Raw genomic sequence first — 22,574 nt, forward strand, 5'->3', positions numbered from 1 at the left:
GAGGTGCTTTATGGAACGCTTACTGAACGAGCATCAGGCTGCCCGATTCCTGAACCTGTCCGTTGCAACCCTGCGAAACGACCGCTCCACGCGACGGAGATTTCCCTATCTGAAGTTGGGCAAATCCGTTCGGTATCGCTTCGAGGACTTGCAAGCCGTGATCGAGTCGTCCCGGATCGGCGGGAACCCGCGATGAACGCCAACGAACTCCGTCAAAGCTTCGCCGAGGGCCTGGAAGCGTTGTCGGACCGGCAGGTGTTTTTCCTGGCCATGTTGCTCACGAGCTTGAACGAAGCAATCCGGGCGACGGTTGAATCCGGCATGGCCGAAATCCGCGCGGAACTCGCTGAACTGCGCCGGACAACGGGGGGGAGCCGATGAACATCACAGACATCCTCTTGGCGGGTTGGCCGAAGAACTTGAGGACCGACGGAACATTCACCTGTCCCGCGTGCGGTAAAGGAGTTTTGACGGTGGGCGATGGCGCGGCACACTGTCCGGGCGAAAACCGCGAATTTACCACCGGCGACCTGCTCACCCTCCTCCAACAATCACGAAGCAACGGGACTGAACCAAAGACCCCGCCCAAGCAGGAGGTTCCACCACGGCAGAGCAAGACCGAATCGCCTGGAGCCTTCCCGCATGAGGTAATGAGCGGGTTCGCGGGGAATTTCGCAAGCCTGTTCTCCTCGTACACCGAAGCCCCCGCACAGTTCTATTACTTCTCGGCGATGACCATGCTTGGAAACGTCCTTGCAGACAAAATCGTTGTGGAAAGCCAGATTGCAACCCAACCCCGGCTCTACTGCCTGCTTTTGGGCGAATCCGCCGACGACCGGAAATCAACAGCCATCAGTCAGACCGTGAAGTTCTTCCTGGACTTTTTCACACGTAAGGACTTTGGCGTCTGTCATGGCGTCGGGAGTGCTGAAGGGCTGCAAAAAAGGCTCGAAGAGAATAACAAATTGCTCCTGTGCTTCGATGAATTCAAGGCATTCGTCGCCAAGTGCAAAATCGAATCCAGCGTGCTCTTGCCTTGTCTGACCACCTTGTTTGAATCAGGTTGCTATGAATCACGCACCAAAACGAGCGACATCAGTATTCAGAACGCTCAAATAAGCATCCTAGGCGCATCAACCGTCCCGACCTATGAGACCATGTGGTCAAGCCAATTCACGGACATCGGCTTTATCAACCGTTTGTGGATCGTCACAGGCCATGGAGAGCGCCGGTTCTCTATTCCACCGAAGATTCCTGTTACGGACATTTCAAACCTCAGATATGACCTGCAAGCGGTTCTCCAGACGGTAGGCACTGGTTTTGAAATGCCTGTGGATAAGGACGCCGAAGAGATTTACCACACATGGTACATGAACCTGGACCACTCAGTACATTCCCGGCGTTTGGACGGCTACGCGCTTCGCCTGATGCCCCTCTTGGCCGTGAACGACCGCAAACGGGTGATCGACCTCGAAACCGTGAAGAAGGCCATCCGGCTTTGCGACTGGCAACTGGAAGTTCGAAAGCTTCACGACCCGATCGACAGCGATAGTGTGCTTGCCCGGATGGAAGAGAAAATCCGGCGCACTCTGAGGGCTAGAGGGGCGCTCACGGAACGCGAACTGAAGCAAGCAACCCACGCGAATCGAGACGGGCTGTGGGTGTTCGCGCAGGCAAAACAGAACCTCGTCAAAGCCTGTGAAATCGCCTGGAACCGAGGAGAAAAACGCTATGAAACCGTCGATGCCTAAAAACTGTAGCCAATTTTGTAGCCACGCCGAAAATGGACTTAACTATGCGGAATTATTGCGTGTATCCAATTCTTATATAAGAGAGAGGTTTTTTTTAGGGTATGTGTAATAAGAATTCGGCTACTTACAGTGATTTCAATAAGTTAACCCCTGTTTTCGGTTGGCTACACTTTTGGCTACACTTTTTGAAAGGAACCAACCCATGGCCAAGAATGAATCCTTAGCAAGCACCCTCATCGAGTGTTTTACATCGGTAAACGAAGTGGACACCAACTATGAACCCGCCAATATGGTGGACGCCATTGCAATGGGATTCCGTGCGGTTTCGAGGGCGATACACAGACTCGGTATCGCCGACGCTGACACTCCCATGGGAGCGATCGAGGCTCACGCCTTGGCACTCAAGGAAGCCGGGGCATCGATTGAACGGGGACTACTGGACATCGCCGATGCTCTCCGGGAACTGGCAGGGAAGGAAACCCCATGATCGTGATCATCGACTCCAGAGAACAAATACCCTACGACTTCGCCACCTATGATGTGGAAACCGAACGCGGCACCTTGCACACCGGCGATTACTCCCTTGCGGGATTCGAGGATCGGGTTGCCATCGAGCGAAAATCGCTGGACGACCTCATCGGATGCTTGTGCCATGATCGTGAACGATTTGAGAAGGAGTTATGCCGGGCAAAGGCGCTCGACTTCTTCAGTGTGGTCATCGAAGGCGCGCTCTCGGACATCCTGGACGGTCGGTTTCGTTCGCGGATGACAGTCAACGCTGCGGTGGAAAGTATCGCGGCGTTCAGCACCAGGTATCGCACACCCTTTTTGTTCTGTGGGTCACGAGCGGGCGGAGAGCGCATGACCTTTTCGCTCCTGAGCAAATATGCCCACAACATCTTGCGCGCCGCGCGGATCGGAAAAATGACAGGCTATGCCCCTAGGGGGAGGGGTCCGACACCCCCCGGCGTTAATACTCCTCGAGGGCATGCGCGGATCTTCGAGGGGAAATCGTCATGAGATTCTACACACTGCTTGCGGATGAAAAGCCTGTGGGCCGGATGCTCCTGGACGACGACGGCTACGCGGTTCTGGACTTCATGGCAAAGCCCCTCCGTGTGGTGGAGAAAGCACCCGGAGAACGATGGAAGACTGCCAACAATCTGCAAAAGCAGGGAAGGAGGTAAAAATGGCAAAGTTTAAGCCCGGCCAAAGTGGAAACCCGGCAGGGAGGCGACCGGGGACGCGATGCCGCGCCACAATGGCCGCAGAAGCCCTTATTTCGGGCCGGGCCGATGAATTGGTCGAGAAGATTGTTTCTATGGCCCTACAAGGCGATACGACGTGTCTGAAGGCATGTCTGGACCGGCTGGTGCCACCCCGGCGGGACATGCCCGTCCGGGTGCAACTACCGTTGATTGAAGACGGCGACTTGTCGCGATTGACGGAAGCTATCTTGAAAGCCGCCACGGAAGGCACGATCACCCCGAGCGAGGCGCAGGCCATTGCGGGGATTGTCGAGCAACACCGGAAGGCTGTTGAAACAACCGAACTCGAAGCGCGAATCCGGGCTCTCGAAGAAAGGGGGATGAAATGAGCCTGGAACGTCGTGTGGAGCGGCTGGAGGCCCAGAACGGCACCACTGTGTTCATCGTGGTCGAAAGTGCCGAAGAGGCGAAAAAATTGCGCGAAATGCACCCCGAACCGGGAACCGTGGTCATCATCACGGGGATCCCGCGAACCCCAAACGAAAGGACGAAACAATGACACTCGAAGAAGCGCAACATGCGATGAACGAAGAGAAAATTTTGGCAGCCCGAATCCAGGCCCGGCAGGAGGCAGGGGAGAAAATAGCCGAGGCCGAACTGGAAGCGCGCCGGAACCGGCTTGAAGAGATTGCCGCCGAGCTCGCACGGCTCAAAACCGAACCCACCCCCGTTGAGAGGGCCGTGGACGCCCTGAAAAAATTCACAGAGCGGTTTGTCGAGCGGGAATCGAAGTGCAGAAGCGAGGTTTTTGGGCTTGAATCAGACCTGGAGGAACTGCGCAGGCAACACTCTACGTTGATGTACGCCGGGGAGCCGACCGACGAGATCGTCAAAAAGTATCAGAAGGCAGAGGCGAAACTTGCCGAAGCCAAGAGCGCCTTGTCCCTCGTGAGCGAGTGGCGAATCCGGGAAGCCGCGAAGATCCGCAAATTGGAACACCACATCGCTGCCGCGTACCAGCGGGAACTCGAAGACGATTTCAACGCGCTCCAGGCTCATCGGGTGAAGATTGCCGAAGCCCGGCAAAAGTACATCGCGCTCGTCGTGGAAGCGTTCAAGATGAACCATCGGGCGGCTGATAAGGCTGTGGAAGGACTCCGGTTCGGGCGATTCCCCGTTCCGGGTTTTAGGAACCTGGAAGCCCAGGAAATCGAAGTCACGCTCAAGGACCTGCACGTGGCCGCAGGCAAACCGTACTCGATTCAGGTCATTTGGGCACAAGTCAAGAACCCGAGACGATAGGAGGCAAACAACGATGAGTGAAAAACGGTTGGAATTCTCAAGCATGGCACCCGGCAACGGCAGCGCAATCCCCTGTCCGCCGAAGCCTGGATCACGAGGCCCGGTTGGCAGGCTCGAATTGACCTTTCCGGCAAGCCCTGGACTTCGTGCCGCAGAAGCCCGTGCACAGCGAGAAAGGCTCGCAAACGCCCGGCGTGAGTATGCGCGCGCTGACGAGGCCGAGAAGAAAATCACCCGGCAGCGGCTCAGGCGCGAAGGTGTGGATGAGGCGACGATCAACGAGATTTTAGGAGAGGAGGAAGTGCGATGAGATCACGAACCAGAACCCGCTTCGGACGTCCCTTTCCGTGGACATGGACACCCGCCGTTGTGAGCACAGAGAAAACCGCCCGGTAACCCCGCCACAAGCCCGGATAGGTCAAGCAGCCTGTCCGGGTTTTCTTTTGCTCAAAACGCCCTACAATCGCTTTTCCCTGCCTGGACGACCGAACACACGTCCGGGCGGGGGATCGTTGATTCTAGGCCCATCCTCGCAAGCCGACAAGCTCAGGGACACCGCGATTGACCACGCGCTCGGCCCGGCGGCTCGTCATCTCACTCGTGAACCCGGCACGCTTGGCCGTCCACCGAAGTTCGAGGTGAGGTGTCCATTTTCGGTGTGGATGTGGGGGATAGTGTGGGGGACAGGTTTTAAACACACGTGGGCGGGGACTCAAAATCCATCATAAACATCTGTGTTTCTTATGATAACTGGACTGTACTCGGAACAATGACCTTTCGGGTTTCATGCCCGAAGGAGTGACCGTATCGGGTTTTTCCGTTTCAACCACGATCCATGCCCTGCTGACCCCGTCGATTCTTCTGTGGACGGGAGGAATCGCCATGGCGGCCATGCTTGTGCTGAGTCTCGTTCCGATGCGGCGCATAGGGCGCCTGCGCATGACCGAATCCCTGAGATAGGAGTCGCCGGTGGCGGAAATCGTGGAGGTGTCCGGTGTGACGAGGGACTATGGAGAAGGCGGAATCGTGACCCGCGCGCTTCGCGGCGTGGACCTCGTCCTGATGGCCGGAGAATTTGCGTCCATGGCGGGCCCGTCGGGCTCGGGGAAGACCACGCTGCTCAACATCATCGGAGGTCTCGACCGGCCCACGTCGGGAACCGTGAAGATCGAAGGACGCGACATCACCCGTCTGTCCGGAGGCGTCCTGAGCCGCTTGAGGCGGGACCGCATCGGCTTTGTCTTTCAGAGCTACAACCTGCTTCCGGTTCTGACCGCCCTGGAAAATGCCGAGTACGTGCTGATGCTGCAGAACATCGACAAGGAAGAACGGCGCGAGCGGGTGATGCGGGTCCTGCGGGAAGTGGGGCTGGACGGAATGGAACATCGTTTTCCCCGGGAGCTCTCGGGGGGGCAGCAGCAGCGGGTGGCCATCGCCCGGGCGATTCTGCCGGAGCCCGCTCTCATCCTGGCCGATGAACCCACGGCCAACGTCGATTCCGAAACCGGCGGAGCGCTGATGAACCTGCTGCGTCGTCTGAACGAGGGAAAGGGAATCACTTTCCTTTTCTCGACCCACGACCAAGCCGTCATGAAGCGTGCCCTTAGGCTGATCAGGCTCCGGGACGGTCGTATCGTCGAGGACGGGAAGCCCTCGAACCTGTGAAGGGAGCCGAAGCGTGATGAAGGCGCGCTGCCCGCGCCATTGGCTTACCCCAGCCCTGACGTGGCTCATGCTGCCCGTCCTGATGTGGGGAGGCGCGCTCCCGTGTCGGAGTGCGTTCGCCCTCCTCGGCGACGGGGAAAAAGCGTTCGGCCTGGACGGCAGCATCCGCACGCTTTTTTTCGTGCTGGATCGCGACGGCACCTATCCTTTCTCCGGGCGGAACGATATCGATGGGCTGTCGCAGACCATTCTTCGCCTGACCGCCTCCGGCAGACCCGCTCAGTCGCTCTCCTACGAGGTTCACTGGGTTCAGAGCGTCACCGCCGCCACCGAGAGGATCTCGGGCGGAAGCCTTCTCACCGTCGGAAACACGAGCACGGGCAACGTCCTGCGCTACAGGGTGCTGGACACCTCGTGGACCGTGCTGAACGAGGAACGGGCCTTTTCAACCGCATCCATGGACCGGATGAACGTCAAGACGTCCTTCGGCTGGGGTGACGTCACCCTGGGACGCCAGGCCATAACCTTCGGCAAGACCTATTTTTGGAATCCCCTGGACGTGTTCTTCCCGTTCGGCTCCAGCCAGTTCGACCGCGACTACAAGCCCGGCGTGGACGCGCTCAGGGTGGACATTCCCTTCGGTCCGTTCTCCGGGTTCAACCTCGTGGGGGCCGCCGGACCGAAAATCGGCATCGGACCGGGCGATATCGGAGGCAACGATCCGGAGGATGCGTCGTGGTATGGTTCCGCCTTGCTGGGCAGGCTGTTCGCCAACAGGTGGGGGTGGGACTTCTCGCTTCAAGCCGGCAAGGTTTTCGGCGGATTGCAGGTGGGCGTGGGGGCAGTCGGCGACTGGGGCCCCGTGCAGATTCGGGCGGAAGGGGCGCAGTTCCTGTCCATGTCCTCGGACCCTCTGCCCGCCCCGCTTCAGGGCGATTTGTTCAACAACTGCTTCGTCGGCGTGATCGGCCTGGGCCACCGATTCGAAAGCGGTCTGAGCCTGGATTTCGAATACCTCTATAATGGCTCCGGCGATCCGAACCGCCTCGATGCAGCCCTGGTCCGGACGCAATTCGGTGCCAGCCTCCAGATGAGCCGTCACTTGACCGGGTTGTCGGCGCGCTACGAATTCTCGCCACTGGTGACGGGCCAAGTGGCCCTCGTCAATTCTCTCTCCGACGGCTCCGCACAGCTGCAGCCGCTCGTGAACATCTCGCTCGCAAACGAGATGGACCTCCTCATCGGCATGACCTTGAATTTCGGTCCTTCGCCGAAAAGCGCCTCCGGTACTCTGCCCGCCGTTCAAAGTGAATTCGGGACGATTCCGGACCTGTTTTTTCTGGAGTGGAAGTACTATTTTTGACGCATGGCCCGAAGCGATCCGAAAACGGACCCGGGGAGGCGGCTCCCCGGGCTTTGGGAAAGCGTCTTTTCCACCTTTACCGATCGTAGACTCTGGTGATGCCTGCCTCACCCGCAAGGCATCGAGAATCGCCGGTCTCATACCGAGGTGCGTTCAGGATGACTCAACACCTGCCGATCGGGAGGTGTGACGCGGGCGGGGATAGACCCGCGCTACGGACCGATGTGCCCGTCCAACATACAAGGGGAGGGCTTTATGCCCTCCCGCCCAATGCATTCATTATGAACGCACAATTGTCTCAGGTACGCGGCATGAGTCCCGCCCAAAGCAAGCGCGCCGCAGGACTGGAACACGGACTGCCCCCGCAAGCCGGATCGGAGGGCGGAGACCACCCGGGAGGACAACATGGCAAATGAGCTCAAGGACAGACAAGGCAAGGACGCCGGAGGGATCACGCGTCGCGGATTCCTGACTTCGATGGGAATCGGGGCGCTGGCGGTCGGTGCCGCGGCGGAGCTGCCCGCCGCGCCGCCCGAGGCCGAACCGGCGGTTGCCGGGGCGGATGCAATGACCCGTCTCACTCTGCTGGTCAACGGCAGGCAATGCACGCTCCTGGCGGAGCCCCGCTGGACGCTTCTTCACGTGCTCCGGGAACAGATCGGGCTGACGGGAACCAAGACCGGTTGCGAACGGGGCGAGTGCGGGGCCTGCACGGTCCTGATCGACAATGTGCCCCGATACGCATGCCTCACCCTGGCAATGGAATGCGAAGGTTCCGAAATCGTCACCCTGGAAGGCCTCATGGAGGGCGAAAACCTGGGGGCGGTACAGCAGGCGTTCCTCGAACACGACGCCTTCCAGTGCGGGTACTGCACTCCGGGGCAGATCATGGCGGTCGAGGGTCTCCTGCGCAAAAATCCCGCCCCAACCCCGGATGAAATCCGAAGAGGCGTCAGCGGAAACCTTTGCCGCTGCGGCGCGTACACTCACATTCTTCAGGCTGCCGGGCATGCCGTGGAGCAGAAGGCCGGCAAGGGGGTGAAAAATGGCGGCAAACCCTGACAAGCACAAGCAGCCCGAGGCATTCCCGGCGCCGGACCCGCCACGGGCGGGGGAAACGGCGAAACTCTGGGAGAAAACCAGGTTCGTCGGCAAGCCTTTCCCGAGAGTCGACGCCTACGAGCGGCTGAGCGGTTCCGCCGTGTACCCCGCGGACGTGCGGCTGCCGAACATGCTCTACGGCGCCATCCTCGGTTCGCCTCACGCCAATGCCCGGATCAAGCGGCTGGACATGACCCGGGCGGAAAAAATGCCGGGGGTTCGCGCGGTAATCGGTGGAACGGTTCCCGAAGCGAATCCGGCGTGGCACTATCGCCAGGGAAGGCCTGCCATGGAAGTGGCCGGCAAGCTTTTCGACCCTCACTGCCGTTTTGAAGGGGACGCGGTTGCCGCCGTGGCGGCCGAAAACCCTTACCAGGCTCAAGACGCCCTTCGCGCCATTGTGGTCGAATACGAGGTTTTGCCTTTCGTGGCCGACGAACGCAAGGCCTTGCAGCCCGGGGCCCCCCTGGTCCATGGAGAGGGAAACCTCGTCCAGACCGACCGGTATCAGCGGGGAGACGTGGAAAAGGGCTTTGCTGAAGCGGATGTCGTCCTGCAGGAAACCTATCGCAGCGCCTGCGAGCTCCACACCCCGATGGAGCCACACGGCTGTGTGGCGAACTGGGAGAGGGACCGTCTCACCCTGTGGGAATCCACCCAGGGAGTGTTCGCCGTTCAGTCGGGGGTCGCCGAGATACTGGGCCTCCCGCTCGCCAAGGTTCGGGTGATCGGCGGTTACATGGGAGGCGGATTCGGCAGCAAGCTGCAGGCAGGAAAATACAGCGTCATCGCGGCGCTCCTGGCCAGGCGCACAGGACGCCCGGTGAAGCTGATTCTTCCCCGCGAGCAGACTTACCTGGCCGTTGGAAACCGGCCGCCCTGCAACATGCGTCTCAAGGCGGGCGTCAGGAAGGACGGCACCCTGACGGCGCTCGATTTCAGCGTCCTGGGCACGGGCGGAGCCTACCCCGCGGGCGGAACTTCCCTGGTGGACTGGCAGGTCCGGGACCTTTACAGTTGTCCCAACGTGAGAATCGAAACCACCGACGTATACGTGAATGCCGGTCCCGCGCGGCCGTTCCGCGCTCCGGGACATCCCCAGGGGTCGTGGGCGCTCGAGCAGATGATGGATGCCCTGGCGAAAGCCATCCGGATGGACCCGGTGGAGTTTCGGCTGAAGAACGTACCGAGCGGCAGCCAGGCGAGGGAAGGCATGCCCCCGTACGCCACCACCGGGTTGAGGCAATGCCTGGAAGAGGGCGCCCGGGCTTTCGGTTGGAAAGAAGCCCGGCAGAAGACCGGCGCGCCTCCGGGCAAGGCTTCCGGCGAGGGCCATCTGCGCAGAGGCGTGGGCATGGCGAGCGGGCTCTGGGTCGCCGGAGGCGCAATGCCGCCGTCCACGGTGATCGTCAAGATGTTTTCCGACGGCAGCGTGAACCTCAACATGGGGGCGAGCGACATCGGAACCGGCACCAAGACGATCATGGCCGCCGTCGCGGCCGAGGAACTGGGAATGGCGCCGGAATCCATCCAGATCGAGCATGCCGATACCGGCACCACCCAGTACACCCGGCCCAGCGGCGGGAGCAAAACCGTACCCACGGAGTCACCGGCTGTGCGCGCCGCCGCGATCCACGTCAAAGAGCAGCTGCTGTCCATCGCGGCCGAGGCGCTCAAAGCCGACAAGGCGGACCTAGCCGTTATGGACGGTAGGGTCCTTTCCAGGTCGGACGACTCCAAGAGCGCCAAGATTGCGGACCTGGCGGGATTGAAGCAGCGCGGAGTGATCGTCGGCATCGGCAGCCGCGCCCCCGATCCTCCCGGGAAGGTCGTCAACCCTTTCGCCGCCCAGTTTTGCGAAGTCGAAGTGAATGTCCTCACCGGAGAAGTCCGAATCCTTCGTTTCCTGGGCGCTCACGACAGCGGACGGGTCATGAACCGGCTGACGTATGACAACCAGGTTTTCGGCGGCATCACCATGGGCATCGGGTTTGCCCTGACGGAGTGCAGGATCCTGGACGCCTCGCAGACGGGCAAGCTGCTCAACCGGAACTGGCACGACTACAAGCTTCCAACCGTCCTTGACGTGCCGGCCGAAATGGTCTCGCTTCCCATCGAGATCCTTTCGCCCGAAATAAACACCACGGGAGCCAAAGGGCTCGGCGAACCCGTCACCATTCCGACGGCCGCGGCCGTCGCCAATGCGGTTTACGACGCCACGGGAGTCAGGATCACCGAATCTCCCATCAGTCCGATGCAGCTCTGTAAACTCCTGTCGGAACAATTGAAGGAGGGCTGAGACCATGATGCAGAAATTCGCCTACGTCCGTCCCAAGTCGATCGATGAGGCCATAAGCTTCCTCGCGGCGGGAAACGCGGTGGTGCATGCGGGCGGGACCGATCTGCTCGGCTGCCTCCGGGAGAAGATATTCGAAGCCGGGCTGGTGGTGAGCCTCAGCCGTATCGGGGAGCTGCGGGGAATTCGGAAGACGAAGGAAGGAGGGATCGAAATCGGGGCGCTGACGACGATCACCGAAGTGTCGGAACATCCTTTGGTCCGGGAACTCTACCCCGGGCTTGCCGCTGCCGCGTCCGAAGTGGGCAGCCCGCAGCTCAGAAACCAGGGAACCATCGGCGGAAATCTTTGCCAGAAACCGCGCTGCTGGTATTACCGCGGGGAATTCCATTGTCTGCGCAAAGGCGGCGACACCTGTTACGCGGTCGAGGGAGAAAGCCAGTTCCATTGCATTTTCGGCGGGGATTCGTGCTTCATGGTGCACCCGTCCGACACGGCGCCCGCCCTGACGGCGCTGGAGGCGACAGTCCACCTTCTGGGACCCGGAGGATCGAGAAGCATTCCCATGGGGGAATTCCTCGTTCCGCCGTCCAAGGATCCACAGAGGGAAACGGAACTGCGGCCGGGTGAGGTGTTGATCGGCGTCTCGCTGCCCCCTCCGCGCGCCGGGCTTCGCAGTTCGTACCGCAAGGTCCGGGCGCGGCGGTCCTGGGACTTCGCCCTGGCCGGAGTTGCCCTGGCCGTTGTCATGGACAAGGGCAAGGTCGTCCGGGCAAGGGTCGTGCTGAGCGGGGCAGCCCCCGTGCCCTGGCGTTCGAAGGAGGTTGAGGAAAGCATCACGGGCCGGAAACTCGACGCCGAGACCGCGCGGATCGCCGGCGACGCCGCCGTCACGGGAGCCAGGCCCATGGCGGGGAACGCCTACAAACTAACGCTGTTCAAGGGAGTCGTGAAGGAACAGATCCTGGCGATGGGAGCAGCGTGAACGGGGTTCGTCCCCTGGCTTGCCGGCATGTTCCGGTCAGCTTCCTCCGCCCGTCGAGGCTTCGACCAGCGCGTGAAAGTACGCGGGATCGCCGGTTTTGAACAAGCCGTACCAGGCGTCGAGCGTCGCTGTTTCGTACACGTCGAGTCGCCTGAATATTTCCCGGGCGAACTCGAGGGGCGCGGCTCCCCCCGCGGTGATCAGGTCCCCGTCGGTGACCGCCGCCTGGTCCAGGTAGTAGGCCGCGCCTTCATAGTTCGTTGCCTTGAGGTACTCCGGGGTATTGCTCGTATGCTGCAGTCCGTCCAACAGGCCGGCGCGCGCCAGGCCTGCGGTGGCACCGCAGATGGCGGCCACGGGAACGCCCGTCGCAAGAAAGTTTCTTGCCATCTCGACGGCCTCGGTGTTTCCGCCTTCGTCCCAGGTCATGCCTCCCGGCAGGATGAGCATGGCACTCCGAGACGGCTCCAGGTCATCGAGCCCCATGTCGGGCAAGACCGTCACCCCTCCCATCGTCCTCACGCGATCCGTTGTCAAACCGACCGTCCGGACTCGATAGCGTTGCGGCCTGGCCTGGAATGCGGGGTTGTTGATACCCGCGACGGCGAAGGCTGGTTCCCAGTCCGACAGAGTATCGAAAACGAACAGATGCACCGTCTGAAATTCCATGTAATTCCTCCATCCCGGAACCTGCCGCGGGAGCGGCGGGCCTTTCCCTTAGCGAAGAACGGACCGCCAGGCGCACGGCCTCAAATCGCGCCGCCCGGACGCAGTGTTCGGCCCGGCAGGCTACTTCGGGAATCGCCCTTTCTTCTCTTCACGCATTTCCACCCGCTTCTGGACATAGATCGGCAGCAGGTTCCACGCCCTGGTGCCGTCGAGGGGCGGAAACGGAATGAGATTGAATCCCATCAGGATCACGTTGAAGTACGCGAACACGAACAACAGGGCATTCAGAACGGGGAAGGGAGACATCCCCATCACCACCAGCAGGAGCATCACGGGCAGAAACAGGGAGAACTGCGCCACGACTCCGCCCCAGACGACGATCGCCTCCTCATACTCGTCATTCGGTGTTTCGTAGGAACATACTCCGAACATGGGGAACAGCTCGATTTGTTCCACTTCGTATCCGAACCGCCTGGCAAAGAAGGCGTGACCGTACTCATGAAGCAACAGAAGAAAAAGCACCCCCAGGACGAAAAAAATCATCTGAATGCCGAGCAGCACCGAGGACAGGGCCAAAAGGATGCTGAAGAGCGCCGTCGACCAGTGAATGTAGACGGGAATCCCCCAGAAGCTCCAAATCTTGTAGAATTCACTATACATCGCCGAAAGCCTCCTTCATCGTCATTCTTTCGCCCTCATGACCCGACAGGCATTACATTATAAGGCGTTGCCCGGCAGGAAACGGGAACCGTGCCTGGACGCCGTACCTCGACATGACGCCCGGGGCGGCCTTGACGAGACGACTCTGAACGCCTCCCCGAGCATATCCGTCTCAAGCTTATTATCGGGAATTTTGACGATATCGGTAAATTCAGCAACGACGCGTTCCGGAAGGGCATCCCCGGGCCTCGTTTGCCGGAAGTCCCCGGTTTTGCGCCACGGGTTCCGTCGGGCTGATGGGAAGGATAAATAGGTCCTATAGGACTTATAAGACCTATAAAAACCATGGGACTGATTAAAGCCCGTGCAAATCTTGCGCTTTGTTCCGCTCAAGAGGTATGCTCCCGGGCCGGAAGACAACCGGCGCAACCGCCGGCAAAGACCATTGCGGCCGGGATGCGGAGCAATCGAGACCATAGCCGTCCCGCCCGGCGGATCGGGCGGGACGAAGCCGGGATTCAGTCCTGATACGAGACTCCGGCGGGGGTTTTCTTGGCGATGGTAATGAAACCGGTGTGCGCGACCATCCGGTCGAAGGGGCGGGCGCGAAGCTCGTCGATTTTCCAGTCTCTTTTGAGCAGCTCGAAAGTGGAGATATTCGCAAAGCCGTTGGCCTTGAGTTCCCGGAACATCAACTGGACCTGGCCGATGTTCGGGCTGAGACTCACCAGGATAGCACCATACCTCATCATGGCGCCCACGGATCGAATGGCGTGCCATGGTTCGGGAAGATCCAGGAATACACGGTCGGCTTTGACGTTCATGCAAAAATCCTGGATGTCCGCAACGACGATTTCATGATTGTCGGGACGACCGTCGAAGAACTGATGTACGTTTCGTCTTGCGGCCAGAGCGAATTCCGGGCGCTTCTCCACGGAGATGAGCTTTCCGCGTCCGCCCATGGCTCTGAGCAGAGCGAGAGTGAGCGCTCCCGACCCGATGCCCGATTCCACGATGACGTTCTCCGGCTGGATATCCCCATAGAAAACAATGGCGCTGAGGTCCTTGGGATAGATGATCTGGGTCTGCCGTTCCATGGAGAAGATGTAGTCCTCGAGGGTCGGCCGGAAGAGGAAAACCTTGGCTTCCTTGTTGGTCTCCAGGAAATCGCCTTCCTCCCTGCCCACGATATCGGGCAGCTGGATAGTACCCAGGTGAGAGGAGTAAGGGCCTTCCCCGATCTTGACCAGCCATTTCTTCCCTCTCTGGGAAATCAACAGCACCCATTCACCCATCCGGAATTTGCCCATGGCCGTCGATGTCTCCTCTCCGTCGTCGCCCCTTGAAATGCCGCCGGGTCGTCCGGCCGGATGCCGGCGCCCCGGGAACCTCCCATTACGGCAAGTCAAGCGCGAGGTGGGTTGAACCATAGAGAACCGGCCCCTGTTCGTCAAACGGTTTTTGGCCGATTTGGATTTGATTTATGCCCGGATCCACACTATTAGTCACCATTGACGGTTTATTGAAATCGGGTGGGGATAGCTTTTTTCGTCATCGCTTCGAAGAGGCATGAGCCGAGGAAAGACAAAGGCGCATGGAAACCTTTCAGAGCGGGGAGCCGACGGAAGTCGATTCCCGGGGAGGCCGAAGCTCATGATCCATCATCCCGAAACGGTTCGCTCCATTGTCATCCATGTTTGTCGAGCGCTCACCCTGGCGCTGCTCCCGTGCTTGCTCACTCTGGCGGGGATCTCGGCGGATTCTCATGCGGCGCCGCTCAAGGTCGTGGTCCTCACCGACGCGGCCGGGCTGGGGGACAGGAGCTTCAACGACATGTGCTGGCAAGGGATCCTGAAAGCCCGGCGGGATTTTGGGATCAATCCGCAGTTCGTGCAGTCGCGGGAGCAGGCGGACTATGTTTCCAACATCACCATGGCGGCTCGCAACGCCGATATCGTGGTGACCCTGGGATACCTTTTCACCGACGCGACGCGAAAGGTTGCGTCGCATTTCCCCAATACGCGTTTCGTCCATATCGAAGGGGACATTGCAACGGCCAACGTGGCTTCCTTCGATTTCAAATCCGAGGAAGGAGGCTTCCTGGCCGGACTGGTGGCGGGGCTCTTCACCAGGGCCGGGAAGGTGGGGGTGGTTTCGGGCATGGATATTCCCCCGGTTGAAGCCTATGTCAGCGGGTTTCGCGCCGGCGTGAAAACTGCGGAAAAGTTCGGGAAGAAGCCCGTGGAAGTCATTGCCGTGTCCGCGGGATCGTTCAACGATCCGGTGAAGGGAAAGGCGCTCGCGCGGACGCTGATCGACAAAGGCGTCGACGTGATCTTCCGGGCCGCGGGAAACACCGGGGTCGGAGTGCTGGAAGCAATCAAGGGCGGCAAGGACGTGTACCTCATCGCCGATGATCTCGACGTGGACGCGGAGCTTCCGGGGAGAATCCTCACGAGCACGCTCAAACGAATGGACGTCGCGGTCTACACTGCGATCCGCGACATCGTGCAGAACCGTTTCGTGCCCGGACACCGCCGGCTCGGAGCACCCGACGGAGCTGTCGATATCACCGACATGAAGTATTCCCGGCAGCTCTTTGCCGCCGCGGGCCTTGAAGCCATTGCCAAAGCCCGCGAACTGCTGCGGCAGGGAAAGGTCGCCGTCCCTGCCCGCAGTGCCGAGGTCGAAGCATTTCAGGCCCCCGAGCTTTGATCCCGAAGCCCTTGCACAGCATGAAATTCACATCGAATGCCATGCAAAACGAACTGACCGGCAAACCCGTCGTGGAGATGCGCAACATCTCGAAGCGCTTCGGTTCCCTCAGGGCAAACCGCGAGGTCTCCCTTGCCGTCGCGGGCGGGGAGATCCACGCCCTCGTGGGAGAAAACGGCGCCGGCAAATCGACGCTCATGAAGATCCTCTACGGGCACTTCCCGCCCGATTCAGGCACCATCCGTCTGAACGGAGAGCCGGTTCGCTTCCGGCACCCGCGGGAAGCTCTCAAGGCCGGCATCGGGATGGTACACCAGCAGCTCCTGATCTTCCCCCAGCTGACTGCGCTCGAAAACGTGATCGTCGGCAACGAACCGGTGCACAGAGGGTTCATCGACCGACGACGGGCACTGGAGAAGGTGGCGGAGATCGCAGCCCGATTCGGCTTCAACCTTCCCATGAACACGAATGCCTGGCAGCTGTCCTTTGCCTTCCGCCAGCAGATCGAGTTGCTGCGAGCGCTCTATCGCGGATCGAAAGTGCTGATTCTCGATGAACCCACGAGCCTGCTCGCGCCCTTCGAAGTCGACCGATTCCTCGATCTGTTGATCGCCCTGCGCCGGACCGGCCACACGATCGTCCTGATCAGCCACCGGCTGCGGGAAGTCTTTGCCGCGGCGGACCGAGTCTCCGTGCTGCGCCGTGGAAAGCTGATCCGCACCGAGTCCATCGCCGCTATTTCCAGGGAGGAAGTGGCCGACCTGATCGTTCATGGCGAGAGCCGGAGCACGGTCGAGCCGCAATCGCGATTCGTCGTTGCGGAAGTCTCCGTTCCCTCCGTCCGGACCGAAAGCCCGAAGGACCTTCTCGTGTTGGACAATCTCACGGCGGACCCGTCCGGAAACGATATCGGGCTCGAATCCTTTTCGCTCCGAATCGCCGCGGGAGAAATCGTCGGCCTGGGAGGAGTGGTGGGAAACGGATTGAGCACCCTTGCGCGCGCCATATTCGGTATGGCCGCAATACGCGGCGGGACCGTTCATTTCGACGGCCGGGATTTCACGGCTCTTTCGATCAGGGATCGCATGGATGCGGGCATCCGCCGGCTGCCGTCGAACCCGATGGAAGAGGCGCTTCTGCCCGAGTGCTCACTGGTCGACAACTTCTTGCTGGGATCGCAACGCAGCCCCGCTTTCCAGCGCTGCGGACTGCTCCGCAAAGAAGCCGCGGCCGTTTACGCCGCGCGGCAACTGGAAATTCAGAAAGTGCGGTACGAGAAGGTTTCCCGGCCGGTTTCCAGCCTGTCCGGCGGAAACCAGCAGAAAGTCGCCCTGGCCAGGGTGCTGGCCGGTCCCGTGCGGTTCGTGGTGCTCGAGCAGCCCGGTCGCGGGTTGGATTTGAAGGCCCGGGTGGAGCTCGGCCGGCGAGTGCGCGCGCTCAACCGGGAGGGGGTCGGTTTTCTGGTGATTTCGCATGATTCGGAGGAGTTGCTCGCCTTGTGCGACCGGGTCGGGATCGTGTATCGAGGCCGCCTGGCAGGGATCACAACGATCGGAGAAGCATCCCCGGAGTTGCTCGCAAGGTGGATGCTCGGGGTGAAGAACGGGGAACATGACTGAACGATGAAACGGAACATGGCGGCAGATTCACCTCGCGCCGGGGCTTCCGGTGGAGATCGAGCCTGGAGCCGGCTGCTCGAATCGATTTCGGGCCCGCTGGTGGCCTGCGCGGCCGCGCTGCCGGTCTGCGTGGTCATCTCCCTGTCGGCCGGAGCCGGCCCCTTCGACCTCATTGCGGGGCTCTGGACAGGCGCGTGGGGAAGCGCCGACGCCTTGGCAACCACCCTGGGAAAGCTTACGCCCCTGCTGCTCACCGGCCTGGCCGTGTCGATGGCATATCAGGCGAGGCTTCTCAACATCGGCTGCGAAGGACAGCTCATGCTCGGCGCCCTCGCCTCGGCCGCGTTCGCCGCCTCCGCAAAATCACTGCCGGCTTCATTGCTCGCGCCGCTCACCCTCATCGCGGGCGCCGTCATCGGAGCGGCCTGGGCCTATCCGGCCGTTTGGCTGAAGCAGAAGCGAGGCGTGCACGAGGTGATCACCACGATCTTCATGAACACCATCGCCATCCACCTGTGTGAAATTCTGGTCCTGGGTCCCCTCGGAGACGGCACGGCCATCGGTCGCACCCGCGAGATCGGAGACGGGGCCGTCTGGCCGCCCGTCTGGCAATACGGAGCCATGGGTCTGACCATTGCGCCTTTTTTTGCGGTCGTCCTGGGTTTCCTGGCCCACTTCTGGCTTTCCGGAACACCCTGGGGATTCGAAGTCAAGGCGGCGGGATGCAACCCGGAATCGGCCCGGGCCGCCGGTATCGAGGTAGAACGATGGCAAAAACGCATGTTCCTGTTGAGCGGCGCGCTGGCCGGATTGGCCGGAGCGCTCGAAGTGGTCGCCGTCCATCACCGCTTCTACCGGGCGTTCTCTCCGGGTTACGGTTTCGACGGCATAACGGCCGCATTCCTGGCCAATGCGGCTCCGGGATGGGTATGGTTGAGCGGTCTGCTGCTCGCCGGTCTGAGAGCGGCGGACAAATGGCTTCAGCTCGCCGTGGGCATTTCGCCGAGCTCAATCTACATCATCCAGGCCTGCCTGCTGCTGTCCGTGGCCGGACAGCCCGGTATCCGGGACGGGTTGGGCAGACTGGTTTCGAACCTTCGGGCAGGGGGACGCATGCCACTCGGTGAGCACGCCCGGACAGGCGAGCCGGAGTCACGGCCGTGACCACTTTGCTGAACCTCTTTCTGCTTGCCCTGGCAAAATCCACGCCTCTGTTGCTGGCGAGTTTCGGGGGACTGCTCTCGGAGCTTTCCGGCGTGATCAACTTCGCCATCGAGGGCATGATGCTGGTGGGAGCGTTTGGAGCGATCTGGACGGTGTGGGCAACGGGCTCGCCTTGGCTCGGCCTGCTCGGCGGCGGATTCGGCGGTCTCGTCATCGGCTTCCTCCACGCCGTCGTCAGCCTGAAACTCAAAGCGAACCAGATCGTCAGCTCCATTGCGCTCAATCTCCTCGCGGCAGGAATCACCGGTACTCTTCTCAACCAGGTTTTCAACGTCTACGGAACATCCCCGGCAGTACCCAAGCTCCCCGGCATAGGGGAAGCGTTCTGCGGTGTGCTGGGCCTCCCGGCGAGGCCCTCTTCCTCGGTGGGGGAAGGCCTGTCCATCGTAGTGCCAATCGCCTTGGCGGCTTGCATCGTGCTTTGGGTGCTTCTGCACCGGAGCCGCTACGGGCTGCATCTGCGAGCGTGCGGCGAAAACCCGGGCGGAGCGGAAGCCGCGGGCCTGGCAGTGTGGCGTGTCAGGCTCTCCGCGCTACTGGCGGGAGGTTTCCTGGCTGGAATCGGCGGGGCCTACCTCGCCATCGGGGAACTCTCCCAGTTCGTCGAACAAATGACACAGGGTCGAGGCTACCTGGCGGTCGCAGCCGTCATCCTTGGCCGGTGGCGACCTGCGGGGGTGATGGCGGCCGCCCTGCTTTTCGGCTTCAGTGAAGCGTTTTCGGAATGGCTCGGCATTCAGTGGGTGCAAGTGCCGTCCCAGTTCTTCCTTGCCCTTCCTTACCTCCTGTGCCTGCTCGTATTGCTCCTGGGCTTGGGAAAACGGCAGCAACCTTCCGCTCTCGGCCGGTTGTAATCGAACCGCAGGTTCTTCCGCTCCTCGTTTGCGAGTCACTACGAGGCGTCGGGTGAAAACCCGGCGAGATCGTCCATGGCGACCAGCTTTTCCAGGGCGGCCACCCGCTCGACGGTCTTCTCGAACGCCCCGTCTCCCGGCGCCTGCTGTTGTTTTTGAGTCATTCCGGCCGACAGCGCCCGGTATTGCGCGGCGGTGACCGCCGAATCCAGTGCCGGGAAGAGCACCGTGTCTTCACGGTTGGAGTGGGCCCGGTACATGCGCGCGAGCTGGCGCACCTCCGAGTTCAATTTACGGCGCGTCTCGAGTTCCTTCAAAGCCGCAGTCGAAGAGTACTCCAGGATCCGTGCCGTGATTTCGCGGCCTGCCCGGTGCTGCGCCTTCAGCACGGCGATCAGTCCGACCAGCTTGTCGTTATTGGCCAAGAGCGGGAAGATTTCTTCCTCCTCCTGTTTCTCGTGGTGCATTTGGACAAAATTCTGCACGACCTCGACCACGCCGGGAATGACCTCGAGGGGCAATTCCATGTGCGCATCCACTCGGCGCAGGGACTCCTCGAGGATCATGAGCAGGCGGCTCAACACGCCGTGTTGGCGCATCAACCGTTCCGGCGCGGAGATGAGATCCGCGGCCCTCTTCTTCTCTTCTCCCGAGCACCCGGCGAGCAGCAGGCCGGCTCCCGCGGCGCCCGTAACGACAAGAAAATCACGCCGTGTTTTCAGAACATCCGAAGCCATCCATATCTCCTTCGGGCAGGCGTTCTGCGCTCCGCCCGCATTGCAGCGTCATCGATCGCCCATCCGCCCCCGGCGCGGAGGAACCGGACATGACCGCCGGCGCCATGCGGCTGAAGAACGGATTCAATTGTGTTCCATCCTCGCGTGCCGGGCCGTCGCGGCGACGACATGGAGTCGTCCGCGGTGAGGCTGGAGGGGGGTCCCTTTTCCGGAAAACGAGCACCCGGGGCCCGAATGCCGCCTGCGGCACAAGCGTGGCTGGAGCCGTGAGCGGCGCATCTTCCGGAAGATCCGCTTTTTTGGGAACACACTCTACGGATTGATGGCAATCTGTCAAGGATTGTGCATAATGTGACTTCGACAAGGGGGAACCTTTTTCCGCAGTGAACCGTTCACCATTTTGTTGTCTGCCCTCGACGACGCGGTCCGGGACCGCGCGCGCCGGGCACGATCAACTGCACCTCGGCTGAGCCGCGCCATGGATCCCGACAAGATTTCCAAACTCAAAATCAGCGAAGAACAAAAGTTCACGCCGGGGAGCGGCCGCGGACGAAAGCTGCTGTGGCCGGCCTTCGTGGTCGTCTTGATTGTCGCCGGGCTCACGCTGGCCCATCGCTCCGGGTTTCTTTCCTCCTCGGTGGAAGTGCGCGCCACTTCCGTCGGCTGGGTGTATCCCTCCCAAGTCATCACCGAATTCAATGCCAGCGGGTACGTCGTGGCCCAGCGGAAGGCCGCGGTCGCTTCCAAGGGAACCGGGCGGCTGTCCAGCGTGGAAGTGCAGGAAGGCAGCCGCGTGAAAGACGGGGATGTGCTGGCAAGGATCGAAAACGACGACCTGGTGGCGGACTGCAACCAGGTCGCGGCACAACTGGCAGCCGCTCGGTCGGATCTCACCCGCGCCGGGATCGAGCTCGACACGGCGGCTCGCAACCATGTGCGGTTCTCCGATCTCTACGGGCGCAAGGCGGTTTCACAGGTGGATTTTGAAAACGCCCGGGATCGGTACCTCAAAGCCAGGGCCGCCGTCGATTCGGCGAGATCGAACATCCGCGTGCTTGAAGCCGCTCTGCGCAAGGCCGAGGTCCTGGTTGAATACACCGTCATCCGGGCCCCGTTCGATGGCGTGGTGCTCACCAAGGACGCGGATGTGGGCGAAGTGGTCGCTCCATTCGGTTCCGCCACCAATGCCAAGGCGGCTGTCGTCAACATGGCGGACCTTTCTTCGCTCATGGTGGAGGCCGACGTTTCCGAGTCCTTTCTGTCCAGGGCTTCAATCGAACAGCCGTGCGAGGTCCAGCTGGATTCACTCCCGGACACGCGTTTCACGGGAAAGGTGGACACGATCGTTCCCACCGCCGACCGCACGAGGGGCACAGTCATGGTGAAAGTGCGCTTCGACCGTCTCGATCCGCGCATCCTTCCGGAGATGAGCGCCAAGGTATCCTTTCTGTCGAGACCGCTGCCGGAAGGTGAGAGCCGTCCTTTTCTGGGGGTTCATCGGGACGCGAGCACCCGGAGGGGCGATGCGGAGGGCGTTTTTCGCATCGAGGGCGACCGCGCGGTCTGGGTGGCACTTCCGGGCGCGGAGACCTTTGGGGATTACGTGCTGCCCGGATCGGCCATGAAAAACGGCGAGCGTGTCGTGCTCAAGCCCCCTCAGGAATTGAAATCCGGCGACAAGATAAAGGTTGCGGACTGATGACCCGGAGCGACCCCGTTGTCGGCAAACCGCTGGTGTCGGTCGAGAACATCCATAAGTCCTACCGGCGGGGTTCCCAGTCGATTTCGGTGTTGCGGGGTATAGACCTGAGCGTCGGCCGAGGGGATTTCATCGCCCTGATGGGACCCTCCGGTTCCGGCAAGACCACCCTGCTCAACCTCATCGCCGGCCTGGACAGGCCCGACCAGGGCAGTCTGATCGTTGCCGGAACCGACATCACCCAACTCGGCGAGCTCGACCTGGCCCGCTGGCGGGCGATTCACATCGGGTTCATATTCCAGTTCTACAATCTCCTCCCTGTGCTGACCGGGCTCGAAAACGTGGAGTTGCCGCTGCTGCTTCGGAATCTCAGCCGCCGGGAACGCCGCGAGCACGCCATGACGGCTCTCGAGTTGGTCGGGTTGGCGGACCGTGTGAAGCACACCCCGCGGGAGCTCTCCGGCGGGCAGCAACAGCGGGTTGCCATTGCCCGGGCCATTGTGACGGACCCCACGCTGCTCGTCGCGGACGAACCCACCGGCGATCTCGACAAGAACTCCGCCATGGAGGTGCTCGAACTGCTCGAGCAGCTCAACCGCGAATTCAACAAGACCATCATCATGGTGACCCATGACCCCAGGGCCGCGGACAAGGCCCGGCTCATCCATCACCTGGACAAGGGCACCCTGGAGAGCCCCGGCAAGTGAGGGCCTGAATTCGGTTGAA

General features: G+C 61.2%; 26 protein-coding genes. 22 read left to right on the forward strand and 4 right to left on the reverse strand.

The genetic code is table 11. From position 1 onward, the window contains the following. Positions 1-10 precede the first annotated feature (10 nt). The 16 genes from SFUM_RS12920 to SFUM_RS12980 all read left to right on the forward strand — a co-directional run bounded on the left by SFUM_RS12920 (position 11) and on the right by SFUM_RS12980 (position 11,671). Complete coding sequence (locus tag SFUM_RS12920; protein WP_041440489.1) at positions 11-196, forward strand: helix-turn-helix domain-containing protein; 186 nt, start codon at positions 11-13, stop codon at positions 194-196. Then, positions 193-381: a hypothetical protein gene (locus SFUM_RS12925; RefSeq protein WP_041440491.1), complete on the forward strand. Its 189-nt coding sequence runs from the start codon at positions 193-195 to the stop codon at positions 379-381. Before SFUM_RS12920 ends, SFUM_RS12925 begins: the two co-directional genes overlap by 4 nt. After that, positions 378-1,751, forward strand: coding sequence for a YfjI family protein (locus tag SFUM_RS12930; RefSeq protein ID WP_011699349.1), 1,374 nt, complete (start codon positions 378-380; stop codon positions 1,749-1,751). Before SFUM_RS12925 ends, SFUM_RS12930 begins: the two co-directional genes overlap by 4 nt. 202 nt (positions 1,752-1,953) lie before the next feature. Further along, positions 1,954-2,238: a hypothetical protein gene (locus SFUM_RS12935; protein ID WP_011699350.1), complete on the forward strand. Its 285-nt coding sequence runs from the start codon at positions 1,954-1,956 to the stop codon at positions 2,236-2,238. Beyond that, positions 2,235-2,771, forward strand: coding sequence for an ERCC4 domain-containing protein (locus SFUM_RS12940; RefSeq protein WP_011699351.1), 537 nt, complete (start codon positions 2,235-2,237; stop codon positions 2,769-2,771). The genes SFUM_RS12935 and SFUM_RS12940 overlap by 4 nt, the downstream gene beginning before the upstream one ends. After that, positions 2,768-2,938: a hypothetical protein gene (locus tag SFUM_RS23155; protein WP_153307214.1), complete on the forward strand. Its 171-nt coding sequence runs from the start codon at positions 2,768-2,770 to the stop codon at positions 2,936-2,938. The genes SFUM_RS12940 and SFUM_RS23155 overlap by 4 nt, the downstream gene beginning before the upstream one ends. A gap of 2 nt (positions 2,939-2,940) precedes the next feature. Continuing rightward, on the forward strand, positions 2,941-3,348 hold the full coding sequence (locus SFUM_RS12945) for a DUF5681 domain-containing protein (RefSeq protein WP_041440493.1): 408 nt from the start codon (positions 2,941-2,943) through the stop codon (positions 3,346-3,348). Further along, a complete protein-coding gene (locus SFUM_RS23160; protein WP_153307215.1) occupies positions 3,345-3,518 on the forward strand; it encodes a hypothetical protein in 174 nt (57 codons plus the stop codon). The genes SFUM_RS12945 and SFUM_RS23160 overlap by 4 nt, the downstream gene beginning before the upstream one ends. 23 nt (positions 3,519-3,541) lie before the next feature. Beyond that, positions 3,542-4,261 (forward strand): hypothetical protein, encoded by a 720-nt coding sequence (locus tag SFUM_RS12950; protein ID WP_150109513.1) that lies wholly within the window; start codon positions 3,542-3,544, stop codon positions 4,259-4,261. Between the two features lie 13 nt (positions 4,262-4,274). After that, complete coding sequence (locus SFUM_RS12955) at positions 4,275-4,571, forward strand: hypothetical protein (RefSeq protein ID WP_041440495.1); 297 nt, start codon at positions 4,275-4,277, stop codon at positions 4,569-4,571. Between the two features lie 476 nt (positions 4,572-5,047). After that, positions 5,048-5,221 carry a hypothetical protein gene (locus tag SFUM_RS23165; protein WP_153307216.1) on the forward strand — a complete coding sequence of 58 codons (174 nt, stop codon included), beginning with the start codon at positions 5,048-5,050 and terminating at the stop codon, positions 5,219-5,221. A 9-nt stretch (positions 5,222-5,230) separates the two neighbouring features. Beyond that, positions 5,231-5,926 carry an ABC transporter ATP-binding protein gene (locus SFUM_RS12960; protein ID WP_011699353.1) on the forward strand — a complete coding sequence of 232 codons (696 nt, stop codon included), beginning with the start codon at positions 5,231-5,233 and terminating at the stop codon, positions 5,924-5,926. Between the two features lie 13 nt (positions 5,927-5,939). Continuing rightward, a complete protein-coding gene (locus SFUM_RS12965) occupies positions 5,940-7,289 on the forward strand; it encodes a hypothetical protein (RefSeq protein ID WP_150109514.1) in 1,350 nt (449 codons plus the stop codon). A gap of 405 nt (positions 7,290-7,694) precedes the next feature. Next, positions 7,695-8,351 (forward strand): (2Fe-2S)-binding protein, encoded by a 657-nt coding sequence (locus tag SFUM_RS12970; RefSeq protein WP_041440497.1) that lies wholly within the window; start codon positions 7,695-7,697, stop codon positions 8,349-8,351. After that, positions 8,335-10,689: a xanthine dehydrogenase family protein molybdopterin-binding subunit gene (locus tag SFUM_RS12975; RefSeq protein WP_011699356.1), complete on the forward strand. Its 2,355-nt coding sequence runs from the start codon at positions 8,335-8,337 to the stop codon at positions 10,687-10,689. Before SFUM_RS12970 ends, SFUM_RS12975 begins: the two co-directional genes overlap by 17 nt. 4 nt (positions 10,690-10,693) lie before the next feature. Then, positions 10,694-11,671, forward strand: a complete 978-nt coding sequence (locus SFUM_RS12980) for an FAD binding domain-containing protein (protein WP_011699357.1) — start codon at positions 10,694-10,696, stop codon at positions 11,669-11,671. 36 nt (positions 11,672-11,707) lie between these two features. Here the strand turns inward: SFUM_RS12980 and SFUM_RS12985 are convergent, their stop codons facing one another. From SFUM_RS12985 to SFUM_RS12995, 3 genes are all read right to left on the reverse strand, one after another. After that, positions 11,708-12,340: a type 1 glutamine amidotransferase family protein gene (locus SFUM_RS12985; protein WP_011699358.1), complete on the reverse strand. Its 633-nt coding sequence runs from the start codon at positions 12,338-12,340 to the stop codon at positions 11,708-11,710. Between the two features lie 120 nt (positions 12,341-12,460). Beyond that, entirely contained in the window at positions 12,461-13,000 is a 540-nt protein-coding gene (locus SFUM_RS12990) for a metalloprotease (RefSeq protein ID WP_011699359.1), read from the reverse strand. A gap of 518 nt (positions 13,001-13,518) precedes the next feature. Continuing rightward, entirely contained in the window at positions 13,519-14,310 is a 792-nt protein-coding gene (locus tag SFUM_RS12995) for a tRNA (adenine-N1)-methyltransferase (protein ID WP_041442624.1), read from the reverse strand. Between the two features lie 343 nt (positions 14,311-14,653). Here SFUM_RS12995 and SFUM_RS13000 point away from each other — a divergent pair, with 343 nt between their 5' ends. The 4 genes from SFUM_RS13000 to SFUM_RS13015 are packed head-to-tail and all read left to right on the forward strand — an operon-like array spanning position 14,654 to position 19,412. Next, positions 14,654-15,715, forward strand: a complete 1,062-nt coding sequence (locus tag SFUM_RS13000) for a BMP family lipoprotein (protein ID WP_011699361.1) — start codon at positions 14,654-14,656, stop codon at positions 15,713-15,715. Positions 15,716-15,756: 41 nt separating this feature from the next. After that, positions 15,757-17,334 carry an ABC transporter ATP-binding protein gene (locus SFUM_RS13005; protein WP_041440499.1) on the forward strand — a complete coding sequence of 526 codons (1,578 nt, stop codon included), beginning with the start codon at positions 15,757-15,759 and terminating at the stop codon, positions 17,332-17,334. 15 nt (positions 17,335-17,349) lie between these two features. Next, entirely contained in the window at positions 17,350-18,498 is a 1,149-nt protein-coding gene (locus tag SFUM_RS13010; protein WP_167321348.1) for an ABC transporter permease, read from the forward strand. After that, positions 18,495-19,412, forward strand: a complete 918-nt coding sequence (locus SFUM_RS13015) for an ABC transporter permease (protein ID WP_011699364.1) — start codon at positions 18,495-18,497, stop codon at positions 19,410-19,412. The genes SFUM_RS13010 and SFUM_RS13015 overlap by 4 nt, the downstream gene beginning before the upstream one ends. Before the next feature lie 38 nt (positions 19,413-19,450). On the opposite strand, the gene SFUM_RS13020 is transcribed toward SFUM_RS13015, so the two are convergent. Continuing rightward, the gene (locus SFUM_RS13020; RefSeq protein ID WP_011699365.1) at positions 19,451-20,149 is read right to left on the reverse strand and encodes a hemerythrin domain-containing protein; all 699 of its coding nucleotides are present in this window, start codon (positions 20,147-20,149) and stop codon (positions 19,451-19,453) included. 478 nt (positions 20,150-20,627) lie between these two features. Here SFUM_RS13020 and SFUM_RS13025 point away from each other — a divergent pair, with 478 nt between their 5' ends. Further along, on the forward strand, positions 20,628-21,848 hold the full coding sequence (locus SFUM_RS13025; RefSeq protein ID WP_011699366.1) for an efflux RND transporter periplasmic adaptor subunit: 1,221 nt from the start codon (positions 20,628-20,630) through the stop codon (positions 21,846-21,848). Then, positions 21,848-22,555: an ABC transporter ATP-binding protein gene (locus SFUM_RS13030; RefSeq protein ID WP_011699367.1), complete on the forward strand. Its 708-nt coding sequence runs from the start codon at positions 21,848-21,850 to the stop codon at positions 22,553-22,555. The genes SFUM_RS13025 and SFUM_RS13030 overlap by 1 nt, the downstream gene beginning before the upstream one ends. Positions 22,556-22,574: the final 19 nt, after the last annotated feature.

It is taken from the genome of Syntrophobacter fumaroxidans MPOB, from assembly GCF_000014965.1.
Classification (GTDB): domain Bacteria; phylum Desulfobacterota; class Syntrophobacteria; order Syntrophobacterales; family Syntrophobacteraceae; genus Syntrophobacter; species Syntrophobacter fumaroxidans.